Source organism: Streptomyces antioxidans, from assembly GCF_000968685.2.
Classification (GTDB): Bacteria; Actinomycetota; Actinomycetes; order Streptomycetales; family Streptomycetaceae; genus Streptomyces; species Streptomyces antioxidans.
Map to the genome: position 1 here is coordinate 20,637 of NZ_LAKD02000118.1, position 26,910 is coordinate 47,546.

General features: G+C 70.0%; 20 protein-coding genes and 1 pseudogene. 9 read left to right on the top strand and 12 right to left on the bottom strand.

From position 1 onward, the window contains the following. Positions 1-15: 15 nt before the first annotated feature. From VT50_RS32495 to VT50_RS32530, 9 genes are all read right to left on the bottom strand, one after another. Positions 16-1,653, bottom strand: a complete 1,638-nt coding sequence (locus VT50_RS32495; protein WP_046090822.1) for a dipeptide ABC transporter ATP-binding protein — start codon at positions 1,651-1,653, stop codon at positions 16-18. After that, positions 1,650-2,486 carry an ABC transporter permease gene (locus VT50_RS32500; protein ID WP_046090823.1) on the bottom strand — a complete coding sequence of 279 codons (837 nt, stop codon included), beginning with the start codon at positions 2,484-2,486 and terminating at the stop codon, positions 1,650-1,652. The genes VT50_RS32495 and VT50_RS32500 overlap by 4 nt, the downstream gene beginning before the upstream one ends. Beyond that, a complete protein-coding gene (locus tag VT50_RS32505; RefSeq protein ID WP_046090824.1) occupies positions 2,483-3,439 on the bottom strand; it encodes an ABC transporter permease in 957 nt (318 codons plus the stop codon). Before VT50_RS32505 ends, VT50_RS32500 begins: the two co-directional genes overlap by 4 nt. An 81-nt stretch (positions 3,440-3,520) precedes the next feature. Further along, entirely contained in the window at positions 3,521-5,125 is a 1,605-nt protein-coding gene (locus VT50_RS32510; RefSeq protein WP_046090825.1) for an ABC transporter substrate-binding protein, read from the bottom strand. 72 nt (positions 5,126-5,197) lie between these two features. Next, complete coding sequence (locus tag VT50_RS41185) at positions 5,198-5,287, bottom strand: putative leader peptide (protein WP_338058364.1); 90 nt, start codon at positions 5,285-5,287, stop codon at positions 5,198-5,200. Positions 5,288-5,414: 127 nt separating this feature from the next. Further along, positions 5,415-7,028, bottom strand: coding sequence for a glycerol-3-phosphate dehydrogenase/oxidase (locus VT50_RS32515; protein ID WP_046088092.1), 1,614 nt, complete (start codon positions 7,026-7,028; stop codon positions 5,415-5,417). Between the two features lie 3 nt (positions 7,029-7,031). Continuing rightward, positions 7,032-8,579, bottom strand: coding sequence for a glycerol kinase GlpK (gene glpK, locus VT50_RS32520; protein ID WP_046088093.1), 1,548 nt, complete (start codon positions 8,577-8,579; stop codon positions 7,032-7,034). Positions 8,580-8,612: 33 nt separating this feature from the next. After that, on the bottom strand, positions 8,613-9,407 hold the full coding sequence (locus tag VT50_RS32525) for an MIP/aquaporin family protein (protein ID WP_046088094.1): 795 nt from the start codon (positions 9,405-9,407) through the stop codon (positions 8,613-8,615). A 275-nt stretch (positions 9,408-9,682) separates the two neighbouring features. Then, entirely contained in the window at positions 9,683-10,447 is a 765-nt protein-coding gene (locus tag VT50_RS32530) for an IclR family transcriptional regulator (RefSeq protein WP_046088095.1), read from the bottom strand. A gap of 237 nt (positions 10,448-10,684) precedes the next feature. Between VT50_RS32530 and metH the strand changes: the two genes are divergently transcribed. From metH to VT50_RS41475, 4 genes and pseudogenes are all read left to right on the top strand, one after another. Then, the gene (gene metH / locus VT50_RS32535; RefSeq protein ID WP_046088096.1) at positions 10,685-14,188 is read left to right on the top strand and encodes a methionine synthase; all 3,504 of its coding nucleotides are present in this window, start codon (positions 10,685-10,687) and stop codon (positions 14,186-14,188) included. Positions 14,189-14,337: 149 nt separating this feature from the next. Next, positions 14,338-15,039, top strand: coding sequence for an HAD family hydrolase (locus VT50_RS32540; RefSeq protein ID WP_046088097.1), 702 nt, complete (start codon positions 14,338-14,340; stop codon positions 15,037-15,039). A gap of 338 nt (positions 15,040-15,377) precedes the next feature. Continuing rightward, positions 15,378-16,976, top strand: a complete 1,599-nt coding sequence (locus VT50_RS32545) for an ABC transporter substrate-binding protein (RefSeq protein WP_046088098.1) — start codon at positions 15,378-15,380, stop codon at positions 16,974-16,976. Positions 16,977-17,071: 95 nt separating this feature from the next. Then, positions 17,072-17,403 (top strand): annotated as a pseudogene (locus tag VT50_RS41475) (ABC transporter substrate-binding protein); the annotation flags it as partial. Positions 17,404-17,799: 396 nt separating this feature from the next. Here VT50_RS41475 and VT50_RS32555 read toward each other — a convergent pair. Together VT50_RS32555 and VT50_RS32560 are read right to left on the bottom strand one after the other, a co-directional pair. After that, the gene (locus VT50_RS32555) at positions 17,800-18,471 is read right to left on the bottom strand and encodes a response regulator (protein ID WP_046088100.1); all 672 of its coding nucleotides are present in this window, start codon (positions 18,469-18,471) and stop codon (positions 17,800-17,802) included. 161 nt (positions 18,472-18,632) lie between these two features. Beyond that, complete coding sequence (locus VT50_RS32560) at positions 18,633-19,544, bottom strand: RecB family exonuclease (RefSeq protein WP_046088101.1); 912 nt, start codon at positions 19,542-19,544, stop codon at positions 18,633-18,635. A 129-nt stretch (positions 19,545-19,673) separates the two neighbouring features. On the opposite strand from VT50_RS32560, the gene VT50_RS32565 reads away from it, so the two are divergent. From VT50_RS32565 to VT50_RS32575, 3 genes are all read left to right on the top strand, one after another. Then, positions 19,674-20,924 (top strand): site-2 protease family protein, encoded by a 1,251-nt coding sequence (locus tag VT50_RS32565; protein ID WP_046088102.1) that lies wholly within the window; start codon positions 19,674-19,676, stop codon positions 20,922-20,924. A gap of 50 nt (positions 20,925-20,974) precedes the next feature. Continuing rightward, the gene (locus tag VT50_RS32570; RefSeq protein ID WP_046088103.1) at positions 20,975-21,979 is read left to right on the top strand and encodes a tRNA (adenine-N1)-methyltransferase; all 1,005 of its coding nucleotides are present in this window, start codon (positions 20,975-20,977) and stop codon (positions 21,977-21,979) included. Between the two features lie 177 nt (positions 21,980-22,156). Beyond that, the gene (locus tag VT50_RS32575) at positions 22,157-22,744 is read left to right on the top strand and encodes a hypothetical protein (RefSeq protein ID WP_107424934.1); all 588 of its coding nucleotides are present in this window, start codon (positions 22,157-22,159) and stop codon (positions 22,742-22,744) included. A 39-nt stretch (positions 22,745-22,783) separates the two neighbouring features. On the opposite strand, the gene VT50_RS32580 is transcribed toward VT50_RS32575, so the two are convergent. Next, on the bottom strand, positions 22,784-23,107 hold the full coding sequence (locus VT50_RS32580) for a ferredoxin (RefSeq protein WP_046088105.1): 324 nt from the start codon (positions 23,105-23,107) through the stop codon (positions 22,784-22,786). A 224-nt stretch (positions 23,108-23,331) separates the two neighbouring features. Between VT50_RS32580 and arc the strand changes: the two genes are divergently transcribed. Together arc and dop are read left to right on the top strand one after the other, a co-directional pair. After that, complete coding sequence (arc, locus tag VT50_RS32590) at positions 23,332-25,098, top strand: proteasome ATPase (protein WP_046088120.1); 1,767 nt, start codon at positions 23,332-23,334, stop codon at positions 25,096-25,098. A 259-nt stretch (positions 25,099-25,357) separates the two neighbouring features. Next, positions 25,358-26,869 (top strand): depupylase/deamidase Dop, encoded by a 1,512-nt coding sequence (gene dop, locus VT50_RS32595; RefSeq protein WP_075200441.1) that lies wholly within the window; start codon positions 25,358-25,360, stop codon positions 26,867-26,869. Positions 26,870-26,910 lie beyond the last annotated feature (41 nt).

Sequence of the window (26,910 nt, forward strand, 5' to 3'; positions counted from 1 at the left end):
CGGGCGGATCGGGCTTCAGGCGGATCGGACGGAGACCGCATGGCGCCCGCCGGGGATCGCGGCGAGCAGTTCCCCGGTGTACGGATGGGAGGGCGAGGCGAAGACCTCATCCGTCGTGCCCGTCTCCAGCAGCTTCCCGTCGCGCATCACCCCCACCCGGTCGGCGATCTGCCGTACGACGGCGAGGTCATGGGAGATGAAGAGATAGCTCAGCCCCAGATCGCGCTGGAACTCCGCCAGCAGCTCCAGGATGCGCGCCTGCACCGACACGTCCAGGGCCGACACCGGCTCGTCGCAGATGACCAGATCGGGGCTGAGGGCCAGGGCCCGGGCGATGGCCACCCGCTGCCGCTGGCCGCCCGAGAGCTCACCCGGTCTGCGGCGCAGCGTGGCCGCGGGCAGCGCCACCCGGTCCAGCAGCTCGGCCGCGCGCCGCAGCCGGGCCGCCCGGTCGCCCACCCGGAAGGCGCGCAGCGGCTCGGTGACGGTGTCGGCCACCGACCGGCGGGGGTCGAGCGAGGAGTACGGATTCTGGTAGACGAGCTGGACCCGGCGCCGCAGCCGGCGCAGCCCACGGCCCGAGAGCCCGGTGATGTCCTGCCCGTCGAACCGGATCCGGCCCTCGGTGGGGTCGGTCAGCCGGGCTACCATGCGGGCCGTGGTGGACTTCCCCGAACCGGACTCCCCGACCAGGGCGAAGCTCTCACCGCGCCGGATCCGGAAGTCCACTCCGTCCACGGCGCGGACCGCCGCCCGGCCGCGCGGTGCGAACACCTTGACCAGGCCCTCCACCGTGACCAGATCGGCGGCCTCGGGAGTCTCCGCAGGGGCCGCCTCCCGTGTCCGCGGCGGTGCCGTCGTCACGCTCGGCGCGCTCGCCAGCAGCCGCCGGGTGTACGGATGGCGGGGCGCGGTGAGGACATCGCGGGCCGGTCCCGTCTCCACGATCCCGCCCTCCGACATGACCGCGATCCGCCGGGCCCGGTCGGCCGCGACCCCCAGATCGTGGGTGATCAGCAGCACGGCCGTGCCCGCCCGGCTGGTGAGCGTCTCGATGTGGTCCAGGATCCGCCGCTGGACGGTGACGTCCAGCGCGCTCGTCGGCTCGTCGGCGATCACCAGCCGGGGGCGCGCCGCCAGCGCGATCGCGATGAGCACGCGCTGCAGCATGCCCCCGGACAGCTCGTGCGGGTACTGCCGGGCCCGGACCTCAGGATCCGGCAGCCCGGCCTGCCCCAGGATCGTCACGGCCTCGGCGGGGGCCGACGCCCGGTCCGCCAGGCCGTGGATCAGCAGCACCTCGGCGACCTGCCGCCCGATCCGCTGCACCGGGTTGAGCGAGACCATCGGGTCCTGCGGGATCAGCCCGATGTCACGGCCGCGCCGGGCGCGCAGCTCACGGTCCCCCGCGGCGGCCAGGTCGGTGCCGTCGAAGAGGATCCGGCCGCCGTCCACCCGGCCGCCGGGCGGCAGCAGACCGATGACCGCGTGCGCGGTGGTGGACTTCCCCGAGCCGGACTCGCCGACCAGGGCGACCACTTCACCGGGGGCGATGTCGAGGTCCACCCCGCGCACGGCGGGCGGGGAGCCGCCGCCGGTGCGGTACGAGACCTTCAGCCCGCGGATGGACAGCAGGGGTGCGGTGGTGGTCATCGGGACGCCTCCTCGGCCTCGCCGTCCAGCGCGCGGGAGACCCGTCCCGCGGCCAGCACGGTGGCGGCGATGGTCAGGCCCGGCAGGGTGGTGAGCCACCATGCCGTGGCGAGGTAGTCACGGCCGCCGGAGACCAGGGAGCCCCACTCCGGTGCCGGGGGCTCGGCCCCGTAGCCCAGGAAGCTGAGCGCGGAGACGGCGAGCACCACGGTGCCGAACTCGACGGCCGCGTAGACCAGTACGGGCCCGGACGCGTTCGGCAGCACATGCCGCAGCAGCACCGACAGCGGGCGCGAACCCGAGGACCGGGCCGCCTCGACATAGGCGGCCTCGCGCACCCGCAGCACCTCCGCCCGCATGATCCGGGCGAACCCGGCCACGCTGGTCACGCCCACCGCGACGGCCACCTTGACGGTGCCGAAGCCGAGCGCGGTCACCAGGGCCAGGGAGAGCAGCAGGCTGGGGATGGCGAGCAGGACGTCGGCGATCCGCATCAGGGCGTCGTCCAGCAGCCCGCCCACATAGCCCGCGGTCAGCCCCAGCGCCGAACCGGCGACCAGGCCCACCGCCACCGCCAGCGAGGTGGCCTTGAGCGAGAGCGCCGAGCCGTGCACCACCCGCGAGAACAGGTCCCGGCCCAACTGGTCGGTGCCGAAGAGATGGTGGAGGCTGGGCGGCTGAAGACGCTCGGCGGGCACCCCCGACAGCGGATCCCGCCCGGTGAACAGGCCGGGGAAGAAGGCCGCCAGGAGCATCGCGACCAGCACGGCCACCGCCACCACCAGACCCGGTCTGCGCACCCAGTACCGCGCGGCGGCGCGGCGGCGGCTCATCGGGTCACCGCCGGGGCCGCGGCGCCGGTGATCCGCGGATCGAGCAGCGGAATGACCAGGTCCACCGCCAGGTTGGCGAGGACGAAGGCCAGCGCGCCGAAGACCACCAGACCCTGCACCACCGGGATGTCCTGGGCGGTCACGGCGGTGGCGGTGACCCGGCCGACACCGGTCCTGGAGAACACCGTCTCCACGATCACCGAGCCCGCCAGCAGATTGCCGACCAGCAGTCCGGCCACGGTCAGCGGCGGGGCGGCGGCGTTGCGCAGCGCGTGTCCGAAGTGCACCCTCCGCCTGCTCGCCCCCTTCGCCAGCGCCGTCTCCACATACGGCTCGGCCAGCGCGGTGCGCAGGCTCTTGGCGAAGACCTGCGCGATCACGGCGGCGGCGGGCACGGCCAGGGTGATCGCCGGAAGGATCAGGCTCTGGAACCCCTCGTTGCCGATCGCGGGCAGCAGTCCCCAGCGGAACGAGACGACCTGGACGAGGATCAGACCCACCCAGAAGGTCGGCGCCGAGACGCCCAGCGCGGGCAGCGACAGCAGGGCCTGCCGCAGCCAGCGCCGCCGGGTGTAGGTGGCCGCCAGGGCGACGCCGGCGCCCGCCACGGTGGCCAGCAGCAGCGCGGCCGAGGTGAGCTGGAGGGTCGCGGGCAGCTGGTCGGCGATCAGCCGGGTGACCGGGCCGCCGTTCTGGACGGAGATCCCGAAGTCGCCCTGGAGGGCGTGCCACAGCCGGTCGCCGTACTGCTCGATCAGCGGCTTGTCGAAGCCGTAGGTCCGCTTCAGCTCGGCGATCTGCCCGGGGCTCACATCGTTGGTGTCACCGCCCCCGGAAGCCATGATCGACACCGGGTCGCCGGGCAGCAGATAGAGCACGACGAAGGAGGTGGTGAAGGCCGCCCACAGCACGAAGACCGCCTGGAGCAGCCGCTGCACAAGGTAGCGCGGCATGGGTTCGCTTCTCTTCGCTCGTCAGGGTTCTGGACGGCGCCGTTCGGGAGGGACGGCGCTCTTCGGGAGGGACGACGGCGCTCAGGAGAGCCAGGTGTCGTGGAACTGGAGCCGGGAGGACGCCTCGAAGTCCAGGTCGTGGACGTTCTTCCCGACGCCGATCACGGTGGTGAGCTCGAAGACCGGCACCTGGTAGCCCTTCTCCACCACCAGGGCCTGGGCGCGGGCGGCGTGCTTGGCGCGCCGCGCCGGATCGGCCGTGGCCGACTGCTGGTCGAGCACGGAGTCGAGCGCCTTGTCGTGCAGCCGGGAGAGGTTGAGGCCGTGGCCGGAGAATGAGGTGCGCAGGATGTCGGGGTCGACCCGGGTGGTGTTGCCCCAGGCGTAGTCGTAGTCGCCCTTCTGCCGGACCTCGACATAGTCGCCGATGGAACTGGACTTCAGGGTGATCTGCACCCCGATCTTCCTCAGCTGCTGCTGGATCAGCTCCAGCGCGGTCTGGTTGGGGCCGAAGTTGGTGGCCCAGACGACCTTGAGGGAGAGCTTCCGGCCGTCCTTGACCCGGATGCCGCCGGGCCCGGGCTTCCAGCCCGCCTCGTCCAGCAGCTTCCGGGCCCGGTCAGGGGAGTGGCGCAATTGGTCGCCGAGGTTCTTGTACGCGGTGGTGGTGGACGCGAGCGAGCTGGTGGCCGGCTCGTAGCGGCGGCTGAGGACGGTGTCGACCACCTCCCGGCGGTTCACCCCGAGCTGGATGGCCTCGCGGACCTTCGCGTCCCGGGTGAGCGGGCGGTCCGCGTTGACCGTCAGGGCGAACGGCACACCGGGGTTGGCCCGGCTGAGCAGGGTGAAGCCGGTGCCCTTCAGCCCGTCCTCGTCCTGCGGCGCGACGCCCCCGATGGCGTCGGCCTGCCCGGACTGGAGGGAGCCGGTGCGCACCCCGGACTCGGGGACCACCTTGAAGGAGATCCGTTCCAGATAGGCCGGGCCCTTCTTGCGCCACAGCGACGAGCCCCAGGCGTAGCCCGGCCGGCGGCGCTCCTCGACCGACTTGTTCGGGGTGTAGTCGGTGAGGGTGAAGGGGCCGGAGCCGACGATGTGGTCGGTGCAGCGCTTCGCCGCCGGGAGCCGGGTCGTCGACCGGGCCAGCAGGCCGAGCGTGAAGGTGGAGGTGGCCTGGAGGAACTGCGCGTTGGGCTCCTTGAACCGCACCCGGGCGGTGTCCTTGTCGACCACGGTGGTGCCCTCGTACCCGGCCAGATAGCTGGCGCCCAGCACCGACTTGGCCCCGAGCCGCACGATGCCGTCGAAGTTGTCCTTGACGGCGCGGGCGTCGACCGTGGTGCCGTCGCTGAAGGTGGCGCCGCGGCGGAGGTGGAAGGTGAAGGTGGTGGCGTCCTTGTTCACCTCCCAGCTCCTGGCGAGCCACGGCACGATCTTCCCCGTCTTGGGGTCCTGGTCGGTGAGGGAGTCCACCAACTGCCGGGCGGGGTAGATCGCGTCGTTGTTGCCCTGCTGCTGCGGGTCGACGCATATCGGGTCGGAGGCCAGGGCGAAGGTCAGCTGGCCGCCGGAGTGCGGGGTGGAACTGCCCGCGCCGGACGCACCGGAGGAGGAGCAGGCGGTGGCGGCGAGGGACAGGGCGGTGATGGCAACGAAAACGGCATAACCGCGGCGTGAGCCGAGCATCGGGAGGTCTCCAGGCAGAAAGGTACGAAAGAGATGTGAGCAAAGAGAAAGGGCCGGGCGGCGGGAAAGCCGTCAGCGGCCCTGACAGATCGCGCTGGAGACGCGGTGCAGATCGATATGGCGGCGGGCGGTGAGCGAGATGGCGTGCTCCTGGAAGGACATCGCGCGCTCACCCCCTCATCGAGCTCCTCGACATGATTGCCGCTTCAAACTAGCAGTCCGGGCGGCCGGGTGAGAAGACGTTTCTTCTCACCCGGCCGCCCGGACCTGGGAGGCGGCCCCGCGGGGGTCAGGGTCGCTTGGCCAGCAGATCCTCGACCCGGCCCCGGATGTCCTCGGAGTCCAGGCCGCGGATGGTCAGGGTGGTGCGGCGGCGCAGGACGTCATCCGCCGTCCGGGCCCACTCGTAGTCCCGGGCGTAGACGACCTGCGCCCAGATCTCCGGGGCGTCCGGGTGGATCCGCTCCGCGAGCGCCGGGTCGCCGCCGGCCAGCCGGGCGATGTCGAAGGACAGCGAGCCGTAGTGGGTCGCCAGATGGCGGGCGGTGTCGGCGGCCATGCGCGGGCCGGGGGTGCCGCCGTCCACCAGCAACCGGTGCTCGACGGCGTGCGGATTGGCCAGGCCCGGCAGCGGCATGTGCCGGGGCAGCTGCCTGACCGGCTCCATGTCGTCGGCGAGCGGCCGGCCCGGCAGCTCGGCCAGCTTCTGCATCACGGTGCGGCCGATGTGGCGGAAGGTGGTCCACTTGCCGCCGGCTATGGAGAGCATCCCGCCCTTGCCCTCGGTGACCACGGTCTCCCGCTTGGCCTTGGCGGTGTCGCCCGGGCCGCCGGGCAGCACCCGCAGGCCCGCGAAGGAGTAGGTGATCAGATCGCGGGAGAGCTGCTGGTCGCGGATGGAGAAGGCGGCCTCGTCCAGGATCTGGGAGATGTCCGCCTCGTTGACCGCGACATCGGCCGGGTCGCCCTCGAACTCCTCGTCCGTGGTGCCCAGCAGCAGCATGTCCTCCCAGGGGAGGGCGAAGGTGATGCGGTACTTGTCGATCGGGGTGGCCAGCGCCGCGTGCCAGGGGGAGGTGCGCTTGAGGACCAGGTGCGCGCCCTTGGACAGCCGGATCGACGGCGCCGCGCCCGGGTCCTCCATCCGGCGCAAGTGGTCCACCCAGGGGCCGGTGGCGTTGAGCACCAGACGGGCGCTGACCCCGAACTCGGTGCCGTCGGTGCGGTCCCTGAGCTCGGCACCGGCGACCCGGCCGTCGTTCTTGCGCAGGCCGAGGACCTCGGCGTGGTTGAGGACGGTGGCACCCGCCTCGACGGCCGCCCGGACCGTCATCAGGGCCATGCGGCTGTCGTTCATCTGCCCGTCGCCGTAGACCGCGACCGCCTTGAGGCCGTCGGTGCGCAGCTCAGGGACGTCGCGCGCGGCCCGCTCGGCGCCGATCACATGGCCCACGCCGTCACGGAAGGCGGAGAGTGCCGAGTAGGCGAAGACGCCCGCGCCCAGCTTGGCCGCGCCGTGCGGACCGCCCTTGTAGACCGGCAGGTAGAAGGTGAGGGGGTTGGCCAGGTGCGGGGCGACGGTACGGGAGACCGCGCGCCGCTCGAAGTGGTTCTCGGCGACCAGCTTGACCGCCCCCGTCTGGAGGTAGCGCAGGCCGCCGTGGAGCAGTTTGGAGGAGGCCGAGGAGGTGGCGCCGGCGAAGTCACCGGCGTCCACCATCGCCACCCGCAGTCCGGACTGCGCGGCGTGCCAGGCAGTGGTGATGCCCAGGATGCCGCCGCCGATCACCAGGAGGTCATACGTCGCCTTGGAGAGCTGTTCCCGGGTTTCGGCTCGGCTCGGGTTCGAACCGGCAGCCGGGTGCGTTCCGAGGGAGGACGGAACGCTCTGCAGGGTGGTCATTGATTACTCCTCGTCTTCGATCCAGCTCATGGTCCGCTGCACGGCCTTGAGCCAGTTCTTGTACTCGCGGTCGCGGACGTCCGTGTCCATTCGGGGGGTCCATTCGGCAGCCCGGCGCCAGTTCGAGCGCAGGGCGTCGGTGTCCGGCCAGAAGCCGACGGCGAGACCGGCGGCGTAGGCGGCGCCGAGGCAGGTGGTCTCGGCGACCATCGGGCGCACCACGGGTGCGTCCAGGGCGTCCGAGAGGGTCTGCATCAGGAGGTTGTTGGAGGTCATGCCGCCGTCGACCTTGAGCGCGGTGAGCTCGACCCCGGAGTCCTTGGTCATCGCGTCGACGATCTCGCGGGTCTGCCAGGCGGTGGCCTCGAGCACGGCGCGGGCGATGTGCGCCTTGGTGACGTAGCGGGTCAGGCCCGCTATCACACCGCGCGCGTCGGACCGCCAGTACGGGGCGAACAGGCCGGAGAAGGCGGGCACGAAGTACGCGCCGCCGTTGTCCTCGACCGAGCTGGCGAGGGTCTCGATCTCGGCGGCGCTGTTGATCAGGCCCATCTGGTCCCGCATCCACTGCACCAGCGAACCGGTGACCGCGATGGAGCCCTCCAGGGCGTAGACCGGCTTCTGGTCGCCGATCCGGTAGCCGACGGTGGTCAGCAGCCCGTTGTAGGAGTTGACCGGCTTCTCGCCGGTGTTCATCAGCAGGAAGGTGCCGGTGCCGTAGGTGGACTTGGCCTCGCCCTCGGAGTAGCAGGTCTGGCCGAACAGGGCCGCCTGCTGGTCGCCGAGCGCGGAGGCGACCGGCACGCCCGCCAGGACGCCCTCGGCCGTGTGCCCGTAGACCTCGGCGGAGGAGCGTATCCGCGGCAGCACGGCGGCCGGGATGTCGATCGAGGACAGGATCTTCTCGTCCCAGTCCAGGGTGTGGAGGTTCATCAGGAGGGTGCGGGAGGCGTTGGTGACGTCGGTGACGTGCACGCCGCCGTTGACCCCGCCGGTCAGGTTCCAGATGACCCAGGAGTCCATGGTGCCGAAGAGGATGTCGCCCGCTTCGGCCCGCTCGCGCAGCCCCTCGACGTTGTCGAGCAGCCAGCGGATCTTGGGACCGGCGAAGTAGGAGGCCAGCGGGAGGCCGGTCTCGCGGCGGAAGCGGTCCTGGCCGACGTTGCGGCCGAGCTCGCGACAGAGGGCGTCGGTGCGGGTGTCCTGCCAGACGATGGCGTTGTGCACCGGCTCACCGGTCTTGCGGTCCCACAGCAGGGTGGTCTCGCGCTGGTTGGTGATGCCGATCGCCTTGACGTCCTTGGCGGTGATCCCGGCCTTGGCGATGGCGCCGGCGACGACCTCCTTGACGTTCTCCCAGATCTCGGTGGCGTTGTGCTCCACCCAGCCGGGCTTGGGGAAGATCTGCTCGTGCTCCTTCTGGTCGACCGAGACGATCCGGCCGTCGCGGTCGAAGACGATGCAGCGGCTGGAGGTGGTGCCCTGGTCGATGGCCGCGATGAACGGTCCCTGGCCGTGGGACGAGGCGCTGGTGGTGTGGGTGTCGGTCATGATCTGCTGCTCTCCTGCGGGTGGTGGGGTGGACTAGGCGAAGGCGATCTCGTAGATCCCGCCCGCGATGGCACCGCCGATGAGCGGGCCGGCGACGGGGATCCAGGCATAGCCCCAGTCCGAGCCGCCCTTGTTGGGCAGCGGCAGGAGGGCGTGGGCGATCCGGGGACCGAGGTCACGCGCCGGGTTGATGGCGTAACCGGTCGGGCCGCCGAGCGAGAGACCGATGCCGACCACCACAAAGGCGGTGATCATGATGCCGATGACGCCCAGGCCCTTGCCGTCGCCGTTGAGCCCCTGGGTGAGGATGGCGAGCACCAGCACGGTCGTGGCGACGATCTCGGTGGCCAGGTTCTGCGCGGTGTTCCGGATCTCGGGGCCGGTGGAGAAGATGCCGAGCACCGGACCTGCGCCGGTGGCCTGCTGCTTGTCCGCCGCCACCGTGTCCTGGGCGCCCGGGCCGCCGACGATCTCACGATCGGTGAGATGGGCGTGGAAGTGGCCGAGGTAGGCGACCCACACCAGCGACGCGCCGATCACGGCGCCGAGCATCTGGCCGAGGATGTAGACGGGCACATCGTTCCACTCGGTGCCGCCCTCGATGGCCAGGCCGAGCGTCACCGCCGGGTTCAGATGGGCACCCGAGAGCGGTGCCGAGATATACGCGCCGGTGAGCACGGCGAAGCCCCACCCGAGGGTGATGGCGACCCATCCGGCCGCGAACGCCTTGGATTGCTTCAAGACAACGCCGGCGACGACACCGCAGCCGAGCAGAATGAGAACGGCGGTACCGATGGTCTCGCCGATGAAGATGTCGGAGCTGGACACCCGCGACTCCTTTGTCCTTCGTCCAGGGGAAGGCGAACCCCCGGGTCTCTCCGGTGGTCCGCGCCCTCGTGGGAGGGCGTTGGTCGGCCCGCGGCGAGTCCACCATAGCGAAAATTGTCGTCAGGTGTTCGACAATGCCGACCGATGAACGGCAGTTTTCTTCACGCCGAAGACCCCGTCAAGGGTCGTGTGAAGGAAAAATCGCTGGTATGTGAAACCGTGATGCAGCAGGTCATGCGGGGATATGGGAGCAGATCCCCATGCGTTGGCGCGATTCAGAAACGCAGGGCGCCCAGGTCCCTGGAGACGGCCCGCGCGCAATCCCTCACGGCGGCCACGAGCTCCGAGCGCAGCTCCCCGCTCTCGCACACCCGCTCGACCGCGCCCGTGATCCCCACCGCGCCCACGGGGAGCCGCCGCCGGTCGTGGATGGGCGCCGCGACCGATGCCACGCCCTCCCAGGTCTCCTCCACGTCGCAGCCCCAGCCGCGCGCCCGGGTCAGGTCCAGCACCCCCTCGAACTCGCGCTCCCCGGTGACCGTGCGGGGCGTGAACGCCTTACGGTCGCCGTCGGTCACCTCGCTGTGCGCGACCGGGTCGTAGGCGGAGAGCACCTTGCCCAGGGCCGTGGAGTGCAGCGGGTGCATCGCGCCGACCTCCAGCACCTGGCGGCTGTCGTCCGGCCGGAAGACATGGTGGACGATCAGCACGCCCTGCTGGTGCAGCACGCCCAGGTAGACGCTCTCGCCGCTGGAGCGGGCCAGGTCGTCGGTCCACACCAGGGCCCGGGCGCGCAGCTCGTGGACGTCCAGATAGCTGTTGCCCAGGCGCAGCAGCTCCGCGCCGAGCTGATAGCGCCCCGAGGCCTCGTCCTGCTCGACGAAGCCCTCCTGCTGGAGGGTGCGCAATATGCCGTGCGCCGTGCCCTTGGCCAGTCCCAGGGTGGAGGCGATGTCGGACAGTCCCAGACGTCGCTCACCACCGGCGAGCAGGCGTAGCATCGCGGCGGCGCGCTCCAGCGACTGGATGTTCCGGGCCATCGCCAACCTCCTGACTGCGGTTCGACAATGCTGAACACTATCGGTCCATGTCGACTGCTGGTACCTGGCAGCTATGTGTCGGCGGTCGATGGATTCGCCGCGACCCGATCGGCCGTGCCCATCCCGGCTGATGGACCGACCATCGTGAAATGACCACTGGCAGCTACCCTGGCGTGGTGCGCCGTCCCCGGGGGAGGGCGCAAAGCCGACAGCCGTCGCACCCCAGGGAGCACATCCATGGCCTCTCATACGCCATCGCCCACATCCGCCGCCCGAGCCGACGCGCTCCGCGAAGCGCTGGCCACCCGCGTGGTGGTCGCCGACGGCGCGATGGGGACGATGCTCCAGGCGCAGGAGCCCAGTCTCGACGACTTCCAACAGCTCGAGGGCTGCAACGAGATCCTCAACATCACCCGCCCGGACATCGTCCGCTCGGTCCACGAGGCGTACTACGCCGTCGGCGTGGACTGCGTCGAGACCAACACCTTCGGTGCCAACCACGCGGCGCTCGGCGAATACGACATCCCCCACCGCGTCCACGAGCTCTCCGAGGCCGGCGCCCGGATCGCCCGTGAGGTCGCCGACGAGTTCGCCGCCGACGGACGCCAGCGCTGGGTGCTGGGCTCCATGGGCCCCGGCACCAAGCTGCCCACCCTCGGCCACGCCCCGTACACCACCCTCCGCGACGCCTACCAGGCCAACGCCGAAGGCATGATCGCCGGTGGCGCGGACGCCCTCCTGGTGGAGACCACCCAGGACCTGCTGCAGACCAAGGCCTCGATCATCGGCGCCCGCCGCGCCCTCGACGCCACCGGTGCCAGCCTCCCGGTGATCTGCTCGGTCACCGTCGAGACCACCGGCACCATGCTGCTCGGCTCCGAGATCGGCGCGGCGCTCACCGCCCTCGAACCGCTCGGCATCGACATGATCGGCCTCAACTGCGCCACCGGCCCCGCCGAGATGAGCGAGCACCTGCGCCACCTCGCCCGCCACTCCCGGATCCCGCTCTCCTGCATGCCCAACGCCGGCCTGCCGGTGCTGGGCAAGGACGGCGCCCACTACCCCCTCACCCCCGGCGAGCTGGCCGACGCCCAGGAGACCTTCGTCCGCGAGTACGGGCTCTCCCTGGTCGGCGGCTGCTGCGGCACCACGCCCGAGCATCTGCGCCAGGTCGTCGAGCGGGTCCGCGAGCTGACCCCCACCGAGCGCACCCCGCGCCCCGAGCCCGGCGCCGCCTCGCTCTACCAGAGCGTGCCGTTCCGCCAGGACACCTCGTACCTGGCCATCGGCGAGCGCACCAACGCCAACGGCTCCAAGAAGTTCCGCGAGGCCATGCTGGAGGGCCGCTGGGACGACTGCGTGGAGATGGCCCGCGAGCAGATCCGCGAGGGCGCCCATCTGCTCGACCTGTGCGTGGACTACGTGGGCCGGGACGGCGTCGCGGACATGGAGGAGCTGGCCGGGCGGTTCGCCACCGCCTCCACCCTCCCCATCGTCCTGGACTCCACCGAGGTCGACGTCATCCGGGCCGGGCTGGAGAAGCTCGGCGGGCGCGCGGTCATCAACTCCGTCAACTACGAGGACGGGGACGGCCCGGAGTCCCGGTTCGCCAAGGTCACCCAGCTCGCCCGCGAGCACGGCGCCGCCCTCATCGCGCTGACCATCGACGAGGAGGGCCAGGCCCGCACGCCGGAGAAGAAGGTGGAGATCGCCGAGCGGCTGATCGCCGACCTGTCGGGCAACTGGGGCATCCATGAGTCGGACATCCTCATCGACACCCTGACCTTCACCATCTGCACCGGCCAGGAGGAGTCCCGCAAGGACGGCATCGCCACCATCGAGGCGATCCGCGAGCTCAAGCGGCGCCACCCGGACGTCCAGACCACCCTCGGCCTGTCCAACATCTCCTTCGGCCTCAACCCGGCCGCCCGCATCGTGCTCAACTCCGTCTTCCTCGACGAATGCGTCAAGGCGGGCCTGGACTCGGCGATCGTGCACGCCTCCAAGATCCTGCCGATCGCGCGGTTCGAGGAGGAGCAGGTCCAGACCGCCCTGGACCTGATCTACGACCGCCGCGCCGAGGGCTATGACCCGCTGCAGAAGCTGATGGGGCTCTTCGAGGGCGCCACCGCCAAGTCCCTCAAGGCGGGCAAGGCCGAGGAGCTGGCCGCGCTGCCCCTGGAGGAGCGCCTCAAGCGCCGCATCATCGACGGCGAGCGCAACGGCCTGGAGGCCGACCTCGATGAGGCCCTGCAGGAGCGCCCCGCCCTCGACATCGTCAACGAGACGCTGCTCGAGGGCATGAAGGTGGTCGGCGAACTGTTCGGCTCCGGCCAGATGCAGCTGCCGTTCGTCCTCCAGTCCGCCGAGGTCATGAAGACCGCGGTCGCCCATCTGGAGCCGCACATGGAGAAGTCGGACGACGAGGGCAAGGGCACCATCGTGCTCGCCACCGTCCGCGGCGACGTCCATGACATCGGTAAGAACCTCGTGGACATCATCCTGTCCAACAACGGCTACAACGTCGTCAACCTGGGCATCAAGCAGCCGGTCTCCGCGATCCTTGAGGCCGCCGAGGAGCACGCCGCCGATGTGATCGGCATGTCCGGGCTGCTGGTGAAGTCCACCGTGATCATGAAGGAGAACCTGGAGGAGCTGAACCAGCGCAAGCTGGCCGCCAGGTTCCCCGTGATCCTCGGCGGCGCCGCGCTCACCCGGGCCTATGTCGAGCAGGATCTGCACGAGATCTACGAGGGCGAGGTGCGCTACGCCCGCGACGCCTTCGAGGGGCTGCGGCTCATGGACGCCCTGATCGCCGTCAAGCGCGGCGTGCCCGGCGCCACCCTGCCCGAGCTCAAGCAGCGCCGGGTGCCCAAGCGGGACGTGTCCGTGACCGAGCCGGAGCCGGAGGGCCCGTCCCGCTCCGACGTGGCCACCGACAACCCGGTGCCCACCCCGCCGTTCTGGGGCACCCGCGTGGTCAAGGGCGTCCAGCAGGCCGACTACGCCTCCTGGCTGGACGAGGGCGCGCTGTTCAAGGGCCAGTGGGGGCTCAAACAGGCCCGCACCGGCGAGGGGCCGAGCTACCAGGAGCTGGTGGAGTCCGAGGGCCGTCCGCGGCTGCGCGGCTGGCTCGACAAGCTGCACACCGAGAACCTGCTCGAGGCGGCCGTCGTCTACGGCTACTTCCCCTGTGTCTCCAAGGGCGACGACCTGGTCCTGCTGAACGAGGACGGCAGCGAGCGCACCCGCTTCACCTTCCCGCGCCAGCGCCGCGGCCGCAGGCTGTGTCTGGCCGACTTCTTCCGGCCCGAGGAGTCGGGTGAGACCGATGTCGTCGGGCTCCAGGTGGTGACCGTCGGCTCGAAGATCGGCGAGGCCACCGCCGAGCTGTTCGCCGCCGACTCCTACCGGGACTATCTGGAGCTGCACGGCCTGTCCGTCCAGCTCGCGGAGGCGCTGGCCGAGTACTGGCACGCCCGGGTCCGCGCCGAGCTGGGCTTCTCCGGTGAGGACCCGGGCGAGATGGAGGACATGTTCGCGCTGAAGTACCGCGGCGCGCGCTTCTCGCTGGGCTACGGCGCCTGCCCCGACCTGGAGGACCGCGCGAAGATCGCCGATCTGCTGGGGCCGGAGCGGATCGGGGTGAAGCTCTCGGAGGAGTTCCAGCTCCACCCCGAGCAGTCCACGGACGCCATCGTGATCCACCACCCGGAGGCGAAGTACTTCAACGCGCGGTAGCCGTCGGGCGGCCGTTCGTGAGCGCCTTACGGTCGCCACGAGGCGCATCGGCGCGGCGCGACGTAGACTGGTCGATCCGGTAGAGGCCGGTCGCCTTCCCACCAGCGGAAGGGGGCCGGCCTTCGTGCCCCTTATCCGGAGGTGTTTGGATGACCAGCAGCATCCCCGCCGTCGACACTCGTACGGCCGAAGGCTCGGCTCTGCAAGGCGTTCTGCTCGACATGGACGGCACCCTGGTCGACACCGAGGGCATCTGGTGGGACGCGGAGGTCTCCATCTTCGCCGAACTCGGGCACGCGCTCGCCGAGGAGTACCGCCAGGTCGTGGTGGGCGGTCCGATGTCGCGCAGCGCCCAGTTCCTGATCGAGGCCACCGGCGCCGAGATCGCCCTCGCCGAGCTCACCGGCCTGCTCAACAGCCGCTTCACCGAGCTGATCGACGGCACCGTGCCGCTGCTGCCCGGCGCCCGCCGGCTGCTCACCGAGCTGGCCGCGCACTCCATCCCCACCGCCCTGGTCTCCGCCTCCCACCGGCGGGTGATGGACCGCGTGCTGCGCTCGCTCGGCCCTGAGCACTTCGCCCTGACGGTCGCGGGTGACGATGTCGAGCGGACCAAGCCGCATCCGGACCCCTATCTGCTCGCCGCGGCCGGGCTGGCCGCCGAGCCGGGGCGGTGCGTGGTCATCGAGGACACCGACACGGGCGTACGGGCCGCGGAGGCGGCCGGGTGCCGGGTGATCGCGGTGCCGTCCGTGGTGTCGATCGAGCCCGCGGCGGGGCGTACGGTCATCGGTTCGCTCGAAGAAGTCGATCTCGATTTCCTGCGCACTCTGGTCACGACGGTGCACTGATCACGCACCGAGCGCATTTCTGTAAATTGCAGAATGAATAGCTCGGGCGTACTTTTCACGTTCTGTTGGCGACAACAGAGCGTGATGTTTATCACTGTATTATCCCGTAGACGGATGCGATGCCCGGCTGTCGCGCGTCCCGTCTGGTGTGATTTGGGCATGCCCTTGTGTCCGGATTGGTGGCATGGGGTACGAATCGTGGTCACATCCGGATATCGGTCAATGATCGCTCGTTATCGGTGCGTGATATCGCCTCAACTTCGTTGTGTCTGAGCATTACTGGCACCGCGGACTAATCTCGTCGCGAGTGTTGATCGATGGCAGGGAGACTCCCGACAATGACGCGCAAGTCGCTGGTGCTGCCGACCGTGGCCGGCCTCCTGATCTCCACGCTCGCCGCGTGCGGGGGTGCCGACGGCTCGGGCTCGGACGGCAATACGCTCGTCCTGGGCAGCACGGACCGCATAGAGGCGTCCAAGGTGGCGCCCGCGCCGCTGGACCCCGCCCTGGCCTACGACTTCGCGTCCTGGAGCGTGCTGCACAACACCTTCCAGACGCTGATGCGGCTGCCCCGCTCGGGAACCGAGCCGATACCCGACGCGGCAGAGAAATGCGGCTTCCAGGACAGACAGAGCGAGCAGTACCGCTGCACCCTGCGCAACGGGCTGAAGTTCTCCAACGGCCACGACCTCACCTCGAAGGACGTCAAGTTCTCCCTCGAGCGAGTGCTGCGCATCGACGACCCCAACGGCACCAAGTCGCTGCTGTCCAACGTGGACAAGATCGAGACCCCCAGTGACCGCGAGATCGTCATCCACCTCTCGCAGCCGGACGCGACGTTCCCGTCCAAGCTCACCACCCCGGCCGCCGCGATCCTGGACAGCGAGGAGTACAAGCCGGACGCGCTGCGCAACGGCTTCGAGACCACCGGGTCGGGCCCGTACAGCGCCAAGACCGAGGTGCGCGACAACCGCCTGGTCAAGGTCGTCTTCACCAAGAACTCGCACTACAAGGGCGCTGCGGAGCCGAAGAGCGACAAGGTGGAGATGCGGTTCTACGACTCCGCCCCTGCCATGGAGCAGGCGCTCGTCAAGGGCGATATCGACGTGGTCCACCGCGGCTTCTCGCCGGAGCAGATCGACAAGCTCAAGAAGGGCGACGTCAAGGGCGTCCGCCTCTTCGAGTCCTCCGGCCAGGGCATCCGCTATCTGGTGTTCAACACCTCCGACCCGGTGGTGAAGAACAAGGCGGTCCGGCAGGCCATCGCCCATCTCGTGGACCGCCAGGCGCTGGTGCGCGATGTGTACAGGCGGACCGCCGAGCCCCTTTACTCGATGATCCCCACCAGCATCTCCTCGCACATCAACTCGTTCCACAACGAGTACGGCGACCCGGACCTCGAAGAGGCCAAGCGCGCGCTGCGGGACGCCGGTATCAGCACCCCGGTGAAGCTGAAGCTGGCCTACACCACCGACCACTACGGCCCGGAGACGGCCGGGGAGTTCAAGGAGCTGAGCAAGCAGCTCAACGCCAGCGGACTGTTCTCCGTCACGACCAAGGGCTACCCGTGGCGGGACTTCCGCCCCGCGCTCATCAAGCGCCAGTTCTCCGTCTCCGGGATGGGCTGGCTGCCCGACTTCCCGGACCCCGACAGCTACATCGCGCCCTTCCTCACCAAGGACAACTTCCTCAACTCGCCCTACCACAACGACACCATCCAGGACGAGCTGATCCCCAAGACCCGGCAGGAGGCCCAGCGCAGCCTCGCCGACAAGGACTACCAGTCGATCCAGAACGCCATCGCCAGCGATGTGCCCTACCTTCCGCTGTGGCAGGGCAATACGTACGTGGCCGCCCGCGGGAACGTGATCGGCGCCGAGTACGCCTTCGACTCCTCGACCATGCTCCAGCTGTGGGAGCTCGGCAAGGGCGACTGAGGACCACTCACGGGGGACCACTCACGGGGGACCACTCACGGGGGACCACTTACGGGGGTTGGACGGCCAGACATCGAGTGTGTGAGGAACAACCGTTGAGGAAACGTGAACAGTGGCTGGCAGCTCCCCTCGGCGCGGGACTGGCCGCCGCCCTGCTCACCGGCTGCGGCAGTGAGGACGGGGCGCGGCGGGCTCCGGCGAGCACGTGGTCATGGGGATGTCGGACGAGGTGCTGGCCACCGACCCGGCGTCCGGCCACGACCCGGGCTCCTGGCTGCTCTTCAACGACGTCTTCCAGTCGCTGCTGAGCTTCCCCAAGGGCAGCACCACACCGCGGCCGGAGGCGGCGGAGAGGTGCTCCTTCAAGGACGGCACCAGCAGGGTCTACTCCTGCACCCTGAGGGACGGCCTGGCCTTCTCCAAGGGCTGGGTGCCCGACTACCCGGACCCGGACAACTTCGTCGCGCCGTTCTTCGGCGCCGGGAACGTCCTGTCCAACCACTACACCTCGCCGCGGCTGACCGCGCAGCTCATCCCCGCCACCGCCGAGCAGCCCAGCCGTGAGGCCGCGGTGGGGGACTTCCAGCGGATCCAGGACATCATCGCCGACCAGGTGCCGATGCTCCCGCTGTGGCAGGGCAAGCAGTACGCGGTGGCCCAGGACGACATCACCGGGCTGCAGTGGACCCTGGACTCCTCGACGGTCTTCCGCTTGTGGGAGATCGGCAAGACGAGCGGCGGCTGACGGGCCGACGGGGCTGACGGGACTGACGGACGACCGGCTGATGGCCCGGTCGCCCCGCCCGAGCCGCCCCGGTGACGCCTACTGCGCGCCGGGGCGGACCAGCCCGCTCTCGTACGCGTAGACGGCGGCCTGCACCCGGTCGCGCAGCCCCAGCTTGGTCAGCACATGGCCCACATGCGTCTTGACCGTGGTCTCGCTGACGAACAGATCGGCGGCGATCTCCGCGTTGGACAGCCCCCGGGCCACCAGCTTCAGCACCTCGACCTCGCGCTCGGTCAGCGTGTGCAGGGTGTCCGGCACCGGCTCGTCGCCCGACGGCAGATGCCCGGCGTACTTGTCCAGCAGCCTGCGGGTGATGCTGGGCGCCAGCATCGCCTCGCCCGCCGCCACCACCCGGATGGCCTGCACCAGCTCGGTGGCGGGCGCGTCCTTCAGCAGAAAGCCGCTGGCCCCGGCGCGCAGCGCCTCCACCACGTACTCATCCAGGTCGAAGGTGGTCAGCACCAACACCTTGGCCGGGCCGTCCCGCCCCGGACCGGTGATCTGACGGGTCGCCTCCACACCGTCCATCCGCGGCATCCTGATGTCCATCAGGACCACATCGGGCTGCAGCGCCCGCACCTGATCGAGGGCCTGCAGACCGTCCCCGGCCTCACCGACGACCGCCAGGTCCTGCTCCGCCTCCAGAATCATCCGGAATCCGGTGCGCAGCAGCGGTTGATCATCGACCAGTAGGACGCGGATCGCCACGGGAACTCCCTCTCCTAGACCGCGTCCATTCTGCCCGCCCGTCTCCCACCGCCACCCTCAGGGGGCGCTGCGCGGCACCTCTCTTCTTGCCCGTCTCCCACCGCCACCCTCAGGGGGCGCTGCGCGGCACCTCTCTTCTTGCCCGTCTCCCACCGCCACCCTCAGGGGGCGCTGCGCGACTGCCTCAAATTCTGTACGGGCACCACCGCCAGCGGATAAGGCGGCGGCGTACCCCCGAATTCCGGACAGTGTGCCTGGTGGTCGCACCAGCCGCAGAGCTTGGTCTGCCGCGGCACGAACGCGCCGGTCTCCGTGGCCAGCCGGATCGCCTCCCACAGCGCCAGCACCTTGCGCTCCACGGCCCGCAGATCCCGCTCCTCCGGGTCGTACGTCAGCACGTCCCCGCTGCCCAGATAGACCAGCTGGAGCCGGCGCGGGATCACCCCGCGCAGCCGCCACAGCACCAGGGCGTAGAACTTCATCTGGAACAGGGCCTCGCCCGCGAACTGCGGCGCGGGGGCCTTGCCCGTCTTGTAGTCCACGATCCGCACATCACCGGTGGGGGCGATATCGATCCGGTCGATGATTCCACGCAGCCTCAGCCCGGACTCGAGCTCCGTCTCCACGAACAGCTCGCGCTCCGCGGGCTCCAGACGGGTCGGATCCTCCAGCGAGAACCACTGCTCCACCAGCGTCTGGGCCCCCGTCAGCCACTCGGCCAGCCGGTCCGGCGCCGGAGCGCCGTCCTCCTCCTGGAACAGCTCGGCCAGCTCCGGCTTGGCCGCCAGCAGCCGCTCCCACTCACCCGGCACCATCGACCGGGCCCGCGGGGCGGTGCGGTCGGCGGCCGGGGCGTCGAACAGCCGCTCCAGCACCGCGTGGACCACCGTGCCGCGGGTGGCCGCCGCGCTGGGCTTCTCCGGCAGTCTGTCGATCACTCGGAAGCGGTAAAGCAGCGGGCACCGCATGAAATCGGCCGCCCGTGAGGGCGACAACGAGGCGGCGGGGCCGGACTTCGGCGGCCCGTCGGAGGGTTCGGCCTTCCCGGTGGTGGTTCCCGTGGTGGTTCCCATGGCGAAGACCCTACGACCCGCCACCGACAGCCGGACGCATACCATCGACGTTCGAGCCCCCGGCACTGCATGATCGTGGGGAACGTACCAAAAAGAGGGGTGCGACCGAGCATCCGACGAGGGGACACCGTGGACAACAGCGGGCAGCGGCAGTCCGACAACGGGGAATCGGACCGCGCGACCGAGCCCGAGGGCGGCAAGCGGCCGCGCCCGCGTGAGGTGGGCGGCGGCATTCTCATGGGTCGCCCCTTCGGCGTGCCCGTGTATGTCTCGCCCAGCTGGTTCCTGGTCGCCGCCCTCATCACCTGGGTCTTCGGCGGCCAGCTCGACCGGGTGCTGCCCGAGCTCGGCGCCGCCCGCTATCTGGTCTCGCTCTTCTTCGCGGTGGCCTTCTACGCCTCGGTGCTGGTGCACGAGCTCGCCCACACCGTGGCCGCGCTCCGCTTCAAGCTGCCGGTGCGCCGGATCCAGCTGCAGTTCTTCGGCGGGGTCTCGGAGATCGAGAAGGAGACCGAGACCCCCGGCAGGGAGTTCGTGCTGGCCTTCGTCGGCCCGCTGCTCTCCCTGGTCCTGGCGGGCGTGTTCTACCTCGGCATGATGGTCGTGGAGCCCGGCACGGTGCCCGGGGTGCTGCTCGCCGGGCTGATGATCTCCAACCTGATCGTGGCCGCGTTCAACCTGCTGCCCGGGCTGCCCCTGGACGGCGGCCGGATGCTGCGCGCCGTCGTCTGGAAGCTCAGCGGCAGACCCATGACCGGCACCGTCGCCGCCGCCTGGAGCGGCCGCGCGCTCGCCGTCGCGGTGCTCGTCGGACTGCCGCTGCTCACCCAGGCGGGCGGGCTCGGCGAGGAGCCCCAGAGCTTCGGCAGCGTCGACTCGCTCACCGACGCGCTGCTGGCCGCCATACTCGCCGCGATCATCTGGACCGGCGCGGGCAACAGCCTGCGGATGGCCCGGCTGCGGGAGCGGCTGCCGGACCTGCGCGCCCGTACGCTCACCCGGCGCGCCGTCCCCGTGGCGGCCGACACCCCGCTCTCGGAGGCGCTGCGCCGGGCGAACGAGGCCGGGGCCCGGGCCCTGGTCGTGGTGGACGGCCATGGGGCCCCGACCGCCGTGGTGCGGGAGGCGGCCATCGTGGGGGTCCCCGAGCACCGCCGCCCGTGGGTCGCGGTCAGCGGTCTCGCCCAGGACCTCAAGGACGGCATGCGGGTCTCCGCCGAGCTCACCGGCGAGGAGCTGCTGGACACCCTGCGGGCCACCCCCGCCACCGAGTACCTGGTGGTCGAGGAGACCGGCGAGATCTACGGGGTGCTCTCCACGGCCGATGTCGAGCGCGCCTTCGTGGCGGCCATGGCCAGGACCTCCTCGGGCCCCTCCTGAGGCCCCCGGGCGTGGTCCGGGCACGGCGAAGTGCCCGGTAGGCTGTTCACATGTCCGAACCGACCGGTGCCGCCCGCCGTCGCGGGCCCTTCCAGGTCGGGGACCAGGTCCAGCTCACCGACCCCAAGGGACGCCACTACACCTTCACGCTCGAGTCAGGGAAGAACTTCCACACCCACAAGGGATCCTTCCCCCATGACGAGCTGATCGGCGCCCCCGAGGGAACCGTCGTGCGCACCACGGGAAACGTCGCGTATCTCGCGCTGCGCCCCCTGCTCCCCGACTATGTCCTGTCCATGCCACGCGGTGCCGCCGTGGTCTACCCCAAGGACGCGGGGCAGATCCTGGCGATGGCCGACATCTTCCCCGGCGCACGCGTCGTCGAGGCGGGCGTCGGCTCCGGCTCGCTCTCCACCTTCCTGCTGCGGGCCATCGGCGACCAGGGCATGCTGCACTCCTACGAGCGCCGGGCCGACTTCGCCGAGATCGCCGCGCAGAACGTCGAGCGCTACTTCGGCGCCCCGCACCCCGCCTGGCGGCTCACCGTCGGCGACCTCCAGGACAACCTCAGCGACACCGACGTGGACCGCGTGATCCTGGACATGCTCGCCCCCTGGGAGTGCCTGGAGCCGGTGTCCAAGGCGCTCGTCCCCGGCGGCATCCTGTGCGCGTACGTCGCCACCACCACCCAGCTCGCCCGCACCGTGGAGGCCATCCGCGAGCACGGCACCTTCAACGAGCCGTCGGCCTGGGAGACCATGGTGCGCACCTGGCACGTGGAGGGCCTGGCGGTCCGGCCGGACCACCGCATGATCGGCCACACCGGCTTCCTGCTCACCGCCCGTCGGCTCGCCGATGGTGTGGAGCCCCCGATGCGCCGCCGCAGGCCCGCCAAGGGCGCGTACGGCGAGGACTACGTGGGCTGGGGCACCGCCAAGGACGCCGGTGCCGCCGGGGACACCGGCACTGCCGGGGACGCCGGTACCGCCAAGGGCGCCTCGGGAGGCGACGGGCGCCCCTCCGGCGGCCAGGACACCCCCTCCGGCGACGCCTGACGGCCGTCAGGCAGCCTCACCCGGGGCCCGTCCGGCGGCCTCCCGGGACCCCGACCGGCGCCACAACGGCTGGGCGTGGCCACCGAATTCCCGCGTGAGGGCGGTGGCCGCGCCCTGTGAGATGTGGCACGATGCGGATCACCTCCCGCCTCAGCCCCTCACATGGAGTCATCCCGCGTGCAGCCTCTGGGCCCGGATCTCGCGCACACCCAACCCCGTCCGGTGCACTGGGTGGCGACCGCGGCCGCCGTGGCCGCCGTCATCGCCGGAGGGTCGTTCTTCCAGCCCTCCGACGCCAAGGCCACCACCTCGACCGCCGCCTCCGCACCGGGCACCGGGAGGCTCCCCGCCGCCGAGGCCCCCGACCCCCGAGCCGCGGACTATCCCATGAAGTGCGGACGGACCCGGCCCGACGTCATCGACCGGGGCTCCGCGGACCTGGACGGGGACGGGCGGCCGGAGACCGTCGCCGTGGTGCGCTGCGCGACCGCTTTCGGCACCCCGCCCAGCGGTGTCTATGTGCTCTCCCAGCCGGCCGGCCACGCGGGCGCCGAGCCCCGTGTGGTGGCCACCTTCGTGGATCCGAAGGAGGGGATGAGCATCAGCGATTTCGCGGTGCGCGGAAAGAAGGTTTCGGCCACCTTGCTGGGATACTCGTCGGCCAAAGTCCCGCGGTGCTGTCCGGATCTGCAGCGCAAGGTCAACTGGCAGTGGCGGGACGGAAAGTTCGTCCTTAAGGCGCTGCCGGTCCCGGGGAGTGTGTGAGCGGTTACTCGCGGTGCGTCACTCCGCACTCGCGGTGGGTCACTCCGCGTCGGGTCCGTAGACCTCGACCCGGTCAGTGACGCGGCGTACATGGATGCAGTCGCCGGGGCACTCCTTGGCGGAATCCCTGACCTCGGTCAGCAGGGCCACGGGCACCGGGGCGGCCGCGCCCTTGTCCTGTAGCAGCTCATCGTCGGCGCTCTTGACGTAAGCTAGACCGTCGATGTCGAGTTCGAAGACCTCGGGAGCGTACTGGGCACAGATTCCGTCCCCGGTGCACAGATCCTGGTCGATCCAGACCTCAAGACCGCCGAGCTCCTCGTTCCGCACGGTGTGCCCCCTCCTGTTCCTTCGATACGCCATTCAACATTGTCTAAATATCGCCAACCCTGGCGGGTGTTGACCGTGTCGACGATACAACCGCTCGCTTTCCGATGTTGTTGGGTGGGTATTCACCTGGCGTGAGGGAGTGCGCAAGGGTGAAGATCGGACACACGCCGACCGGGTTTGTGATCTAGGGGTTTCAACCCGCACCGGCCCAGGTAGGGTCAGGAAGCGTCCAGCTCCCCTTGGAGGAGGTGAGGACCGTGGCAGCCCACGACGACGACATCAACCGCGGCATCCGGCCGGGGCGGGGGTCTGACGACCCTGCCGGCCAGGTTGCCTATCTCGAGCAGGAAATCGCCGTCCTGCGCCGCAAGCTCGCCGACTCTCCGCGTCATACGAGGATTCTCGAAGAGCGGATCGTCGAGCTGCAGACCAATCTGGCGGGAGTCTCCGCACAGAACGAGCGGCTCGCGAACACACTCCGTGAGGCCCGCGACCAGATCGTGGCCCTGAAGGAGGAGGTCGACCGGCTCGCCCAGCCGCCGGCCGGTTTCGGGGCCTTTCTGCAGGCGAACGAGGACGGTACGGCGGACATCTTTACCGGGGGCCGTAAACTCCGGGTGAATGTCAGCCCAAGCGTCGAGCTCGACGACCTCAAGCGCGGCCAGGAGGTCATGCTCAACGAGGCGCTCAATGTGGTCGAGGCCATGGAGTTCGAGCGCGCCGGGGACATCGTCACCCTCAAGGAAGTCCTTGAGGACGGCGAGCGCGCCCTGGTGATCGGGCACACCGACGAGGAGCGGGTGGTGCGGCTGGCGGAGCCGCTGCTGAGCACCACCATCCGGCCCGGTGACGCCCTGCTGCTCGAGTCCCGGTCCGGCTATGTCTATGAGGTGGTGCCGAAGAGCGAGGTCGAGGAGCTCGTCCTCGAAGAGGTGCCGGACATCGACTACAACAAGATCGGCGGTCTGGGAAACCAGATCGAGCTGATCCGCGACGCGGTCGAGCTCCCGTACCTCTACCCCGATCTCTTCAAGGAGCACGAACTGCGGCCGCCCAAGGGCGTGCTGCTGTACGGCCCGCCCGGCTGCGGCAAGACGCTGATCGCCAAGGCCGTGGCCAACTCCCTTGCCAAGAAGGTCGCCGAGGTCACCGGCAAGCCCGCGGGGAAGAGCTTCTTCCTCAACATCAAGGGCCCCGAGCTGCTCAACAAGTACGTCGGCGAGACGGAGCGGCACATCCGGCTGGTCTTCCAGCGCGCCCGGGAGAAGGCCAGCGAGGGCACGCCCGTCATCGTCTTCTTCGACGAGATGGACTCCCTCTTCCGCACCCGTGGCTCCGGGGTCAGCTCGGACGTGGAGAACACCATCGTCCCCCAGCTGCTCTCCGAGATCGACGGCGTGGAGGGCCTGGAGAACGTGATCGTCATCGGCGCCTCCAACCGTGAGGACATGATCGACCCCGCGATCCTGCGCCCCGGCCGCCTCGATGTGAAGATCAAGATCGAGCGTCCGGACGCCGAGGCCGCCAAGGACATCTTCTCGAAGTACCTGACGGAGTCCCTGCCCCTCCACACGGACGACCTCTCCGAGCACGGCGGATCGCCGAAGGCCGCGATCGGCGGGATGATCCAGTCGGTGGTCGAGCAGATGTACACCGAGTCCGAGGAGAACCGCTTCCTGGAGGTCACCTACGCCAATGGCGACAAGGAAGTCCTCTACTTCAAGGACTTCAACTCCGGCGCCATGATCCAGAACATTGTGGACCGCGCCAAGAAGATGGCGATCAAGGACTTCCTGGACCACAACCAGAAGGGCCTTCGCGTCTCCCATCTGCTCGCCGCCTGCGTGGACGAGTTCAAGGAGAACGAGGACCTGCCCAACACCACGAACCCGGACGACTGGGCCCGGATCTCCGGTAAGAAGGGCGAGCGGATCGTGTACATCCGCACCCTGGTCACCGGAAAGCAGGGCGCGGACACTGGACGCTCCATCGACACGGTGGCGAACACCGGTCAGTACCTGTAACACCGCGGTCCGGCTGCGGATGTCCTGGACGGGGCATCCGCAGCCGGATGCGCTTTTCGGACCGCATTCTTCGTACGAGTCCTACGAGCCCGACCGGAGCAATGACTGTAATGATCTCCGCAGCACCGCTTGGCCCCTCTAGGCTCTTTGGTACCGCAGTATCGCGGCACGGGGGATCGGAGGCCGCAGATGGACCGGGAGCGCAGCGGTACTTGAGCGCCGATCCCAGCCGGGGGCGGCGCCGGGCAAGGAGGGCCGCATGACCGTACGGCGCGTAATGGGAATCGAGACGGAGTACGGGATCTCCGTCCCGGGGCACCCGAACGCCAATGCCATGCTCACCTCATCCCAGGTCGTCAACGCCTACGCGGCGGCGATGCACCGGGCGCGCCGCGCCCGCTGGGACTTCGAGGAGGAGAACCCGCTGCGGGACGCCCGCGGATTCGACCTCGCACGCGAGTCCGCCGACGCCAGCCAGCTCACGGACGAGGACATCGGCCTGGCCAATGTGATCCTCACCAATGGCGCGCGGCTCTATGTGGACCACGCCCACCCCGAGTACTCCGCCCCCGAGGTCACCAACCCCCGGGACGCGGTGCTCTGGGACAAGGCCGGCGAGCGCGTCATGGCCGAGGCCGCGCTGCGCGCCGCCGAGCTGCCCGGCGGGCAGCCCATCCACCTCTACAAGAACAACACCGACAACAAGGGCGCCTCCTACGGCACGCATGAGAACTACCTGATGAAGCGGGAGACCGCCTTCTCGGACATCGTGCGCCACCTGACGCCCTTCTTCGTCTCCCGCCAGGTCGTCACGGGCGCGGGCCGCGTCGGCATCGGCCAGGACGGCCATGAGCACGGCTTCCAGATCAGCCAGCGGGCGGACTACTTCGAGGTCGAGGTCGGCCTGGAGACCACGCTCAAGCGCCCGATCATCAACACCCGCGACGAGCCGCACGCCGACGCCGAGAAGTACCGCCGACTCCATGTGATCATCGGCGACGCCAACCTCTCCGAGCTGTCGACGTACCTCAAGCTGGGCACCACCTCCCTGGTGCTGTCGATGATCGAAGACGGCTTCATCGCCGTGGACCTCGCGGTGGACCAGCCGGTGCGCACCCTGCACCAGGTCTCGCACGACCCGACGCTGCGCCGTCTGGTCACGCTGCGCAGCGGCCGTACGCTCACCGCGGTGCAGCTCCAGATGGAGTACTTCGAGCTCGCCCGCAAATACGTCGAGGACCGCTACGGGGCGGACGCCGACGAGCAGACCCGGGACGTCCTGGCCCGCTGGGAGGACGTGCTGAACCGGCTGGAGCGCGACCCCATGAGCCTCTCCGGCGAGCTGGACTGGGTCGCCAAGCGGGAGCTGCTCGAGGGCTACCGCCGCCGCGACGCCCTGGAGTGGGACGCGGCCCGGCTCCATCTGGTGGACCTGCAGTACGCCGACGTGCGCCCGGACAAGGGCCTGTACAACCGGCTGGTGGCCCGCGGCAAGATGAAGCGGCTGCTGGACGACCAGGACATCGCCCGGGCCCAGAACAAGCCCCCGGAGGACACCCGCGCCTACTTCCGCGGCCGCTGTCTGGAGCAGTACGCGGACGACGTGGCCGCGGCCTCCTGGGACTCGGTGATCTTCGATCTGCCGGGCCGTGACTCTCTGCAACGGGTTCCCACCCTGGAGCCGCTGCGCGGCACCCGCAACCACGTCAAGGAGTTGCTGGACCGCTGCCGCACGGCCGAGGACCTGGTCCGGGTGCTGTCCGGAGGCTGAAATGCCCCTGGGCCGGGAATCATCGAGGTGGCCTCCGAGCG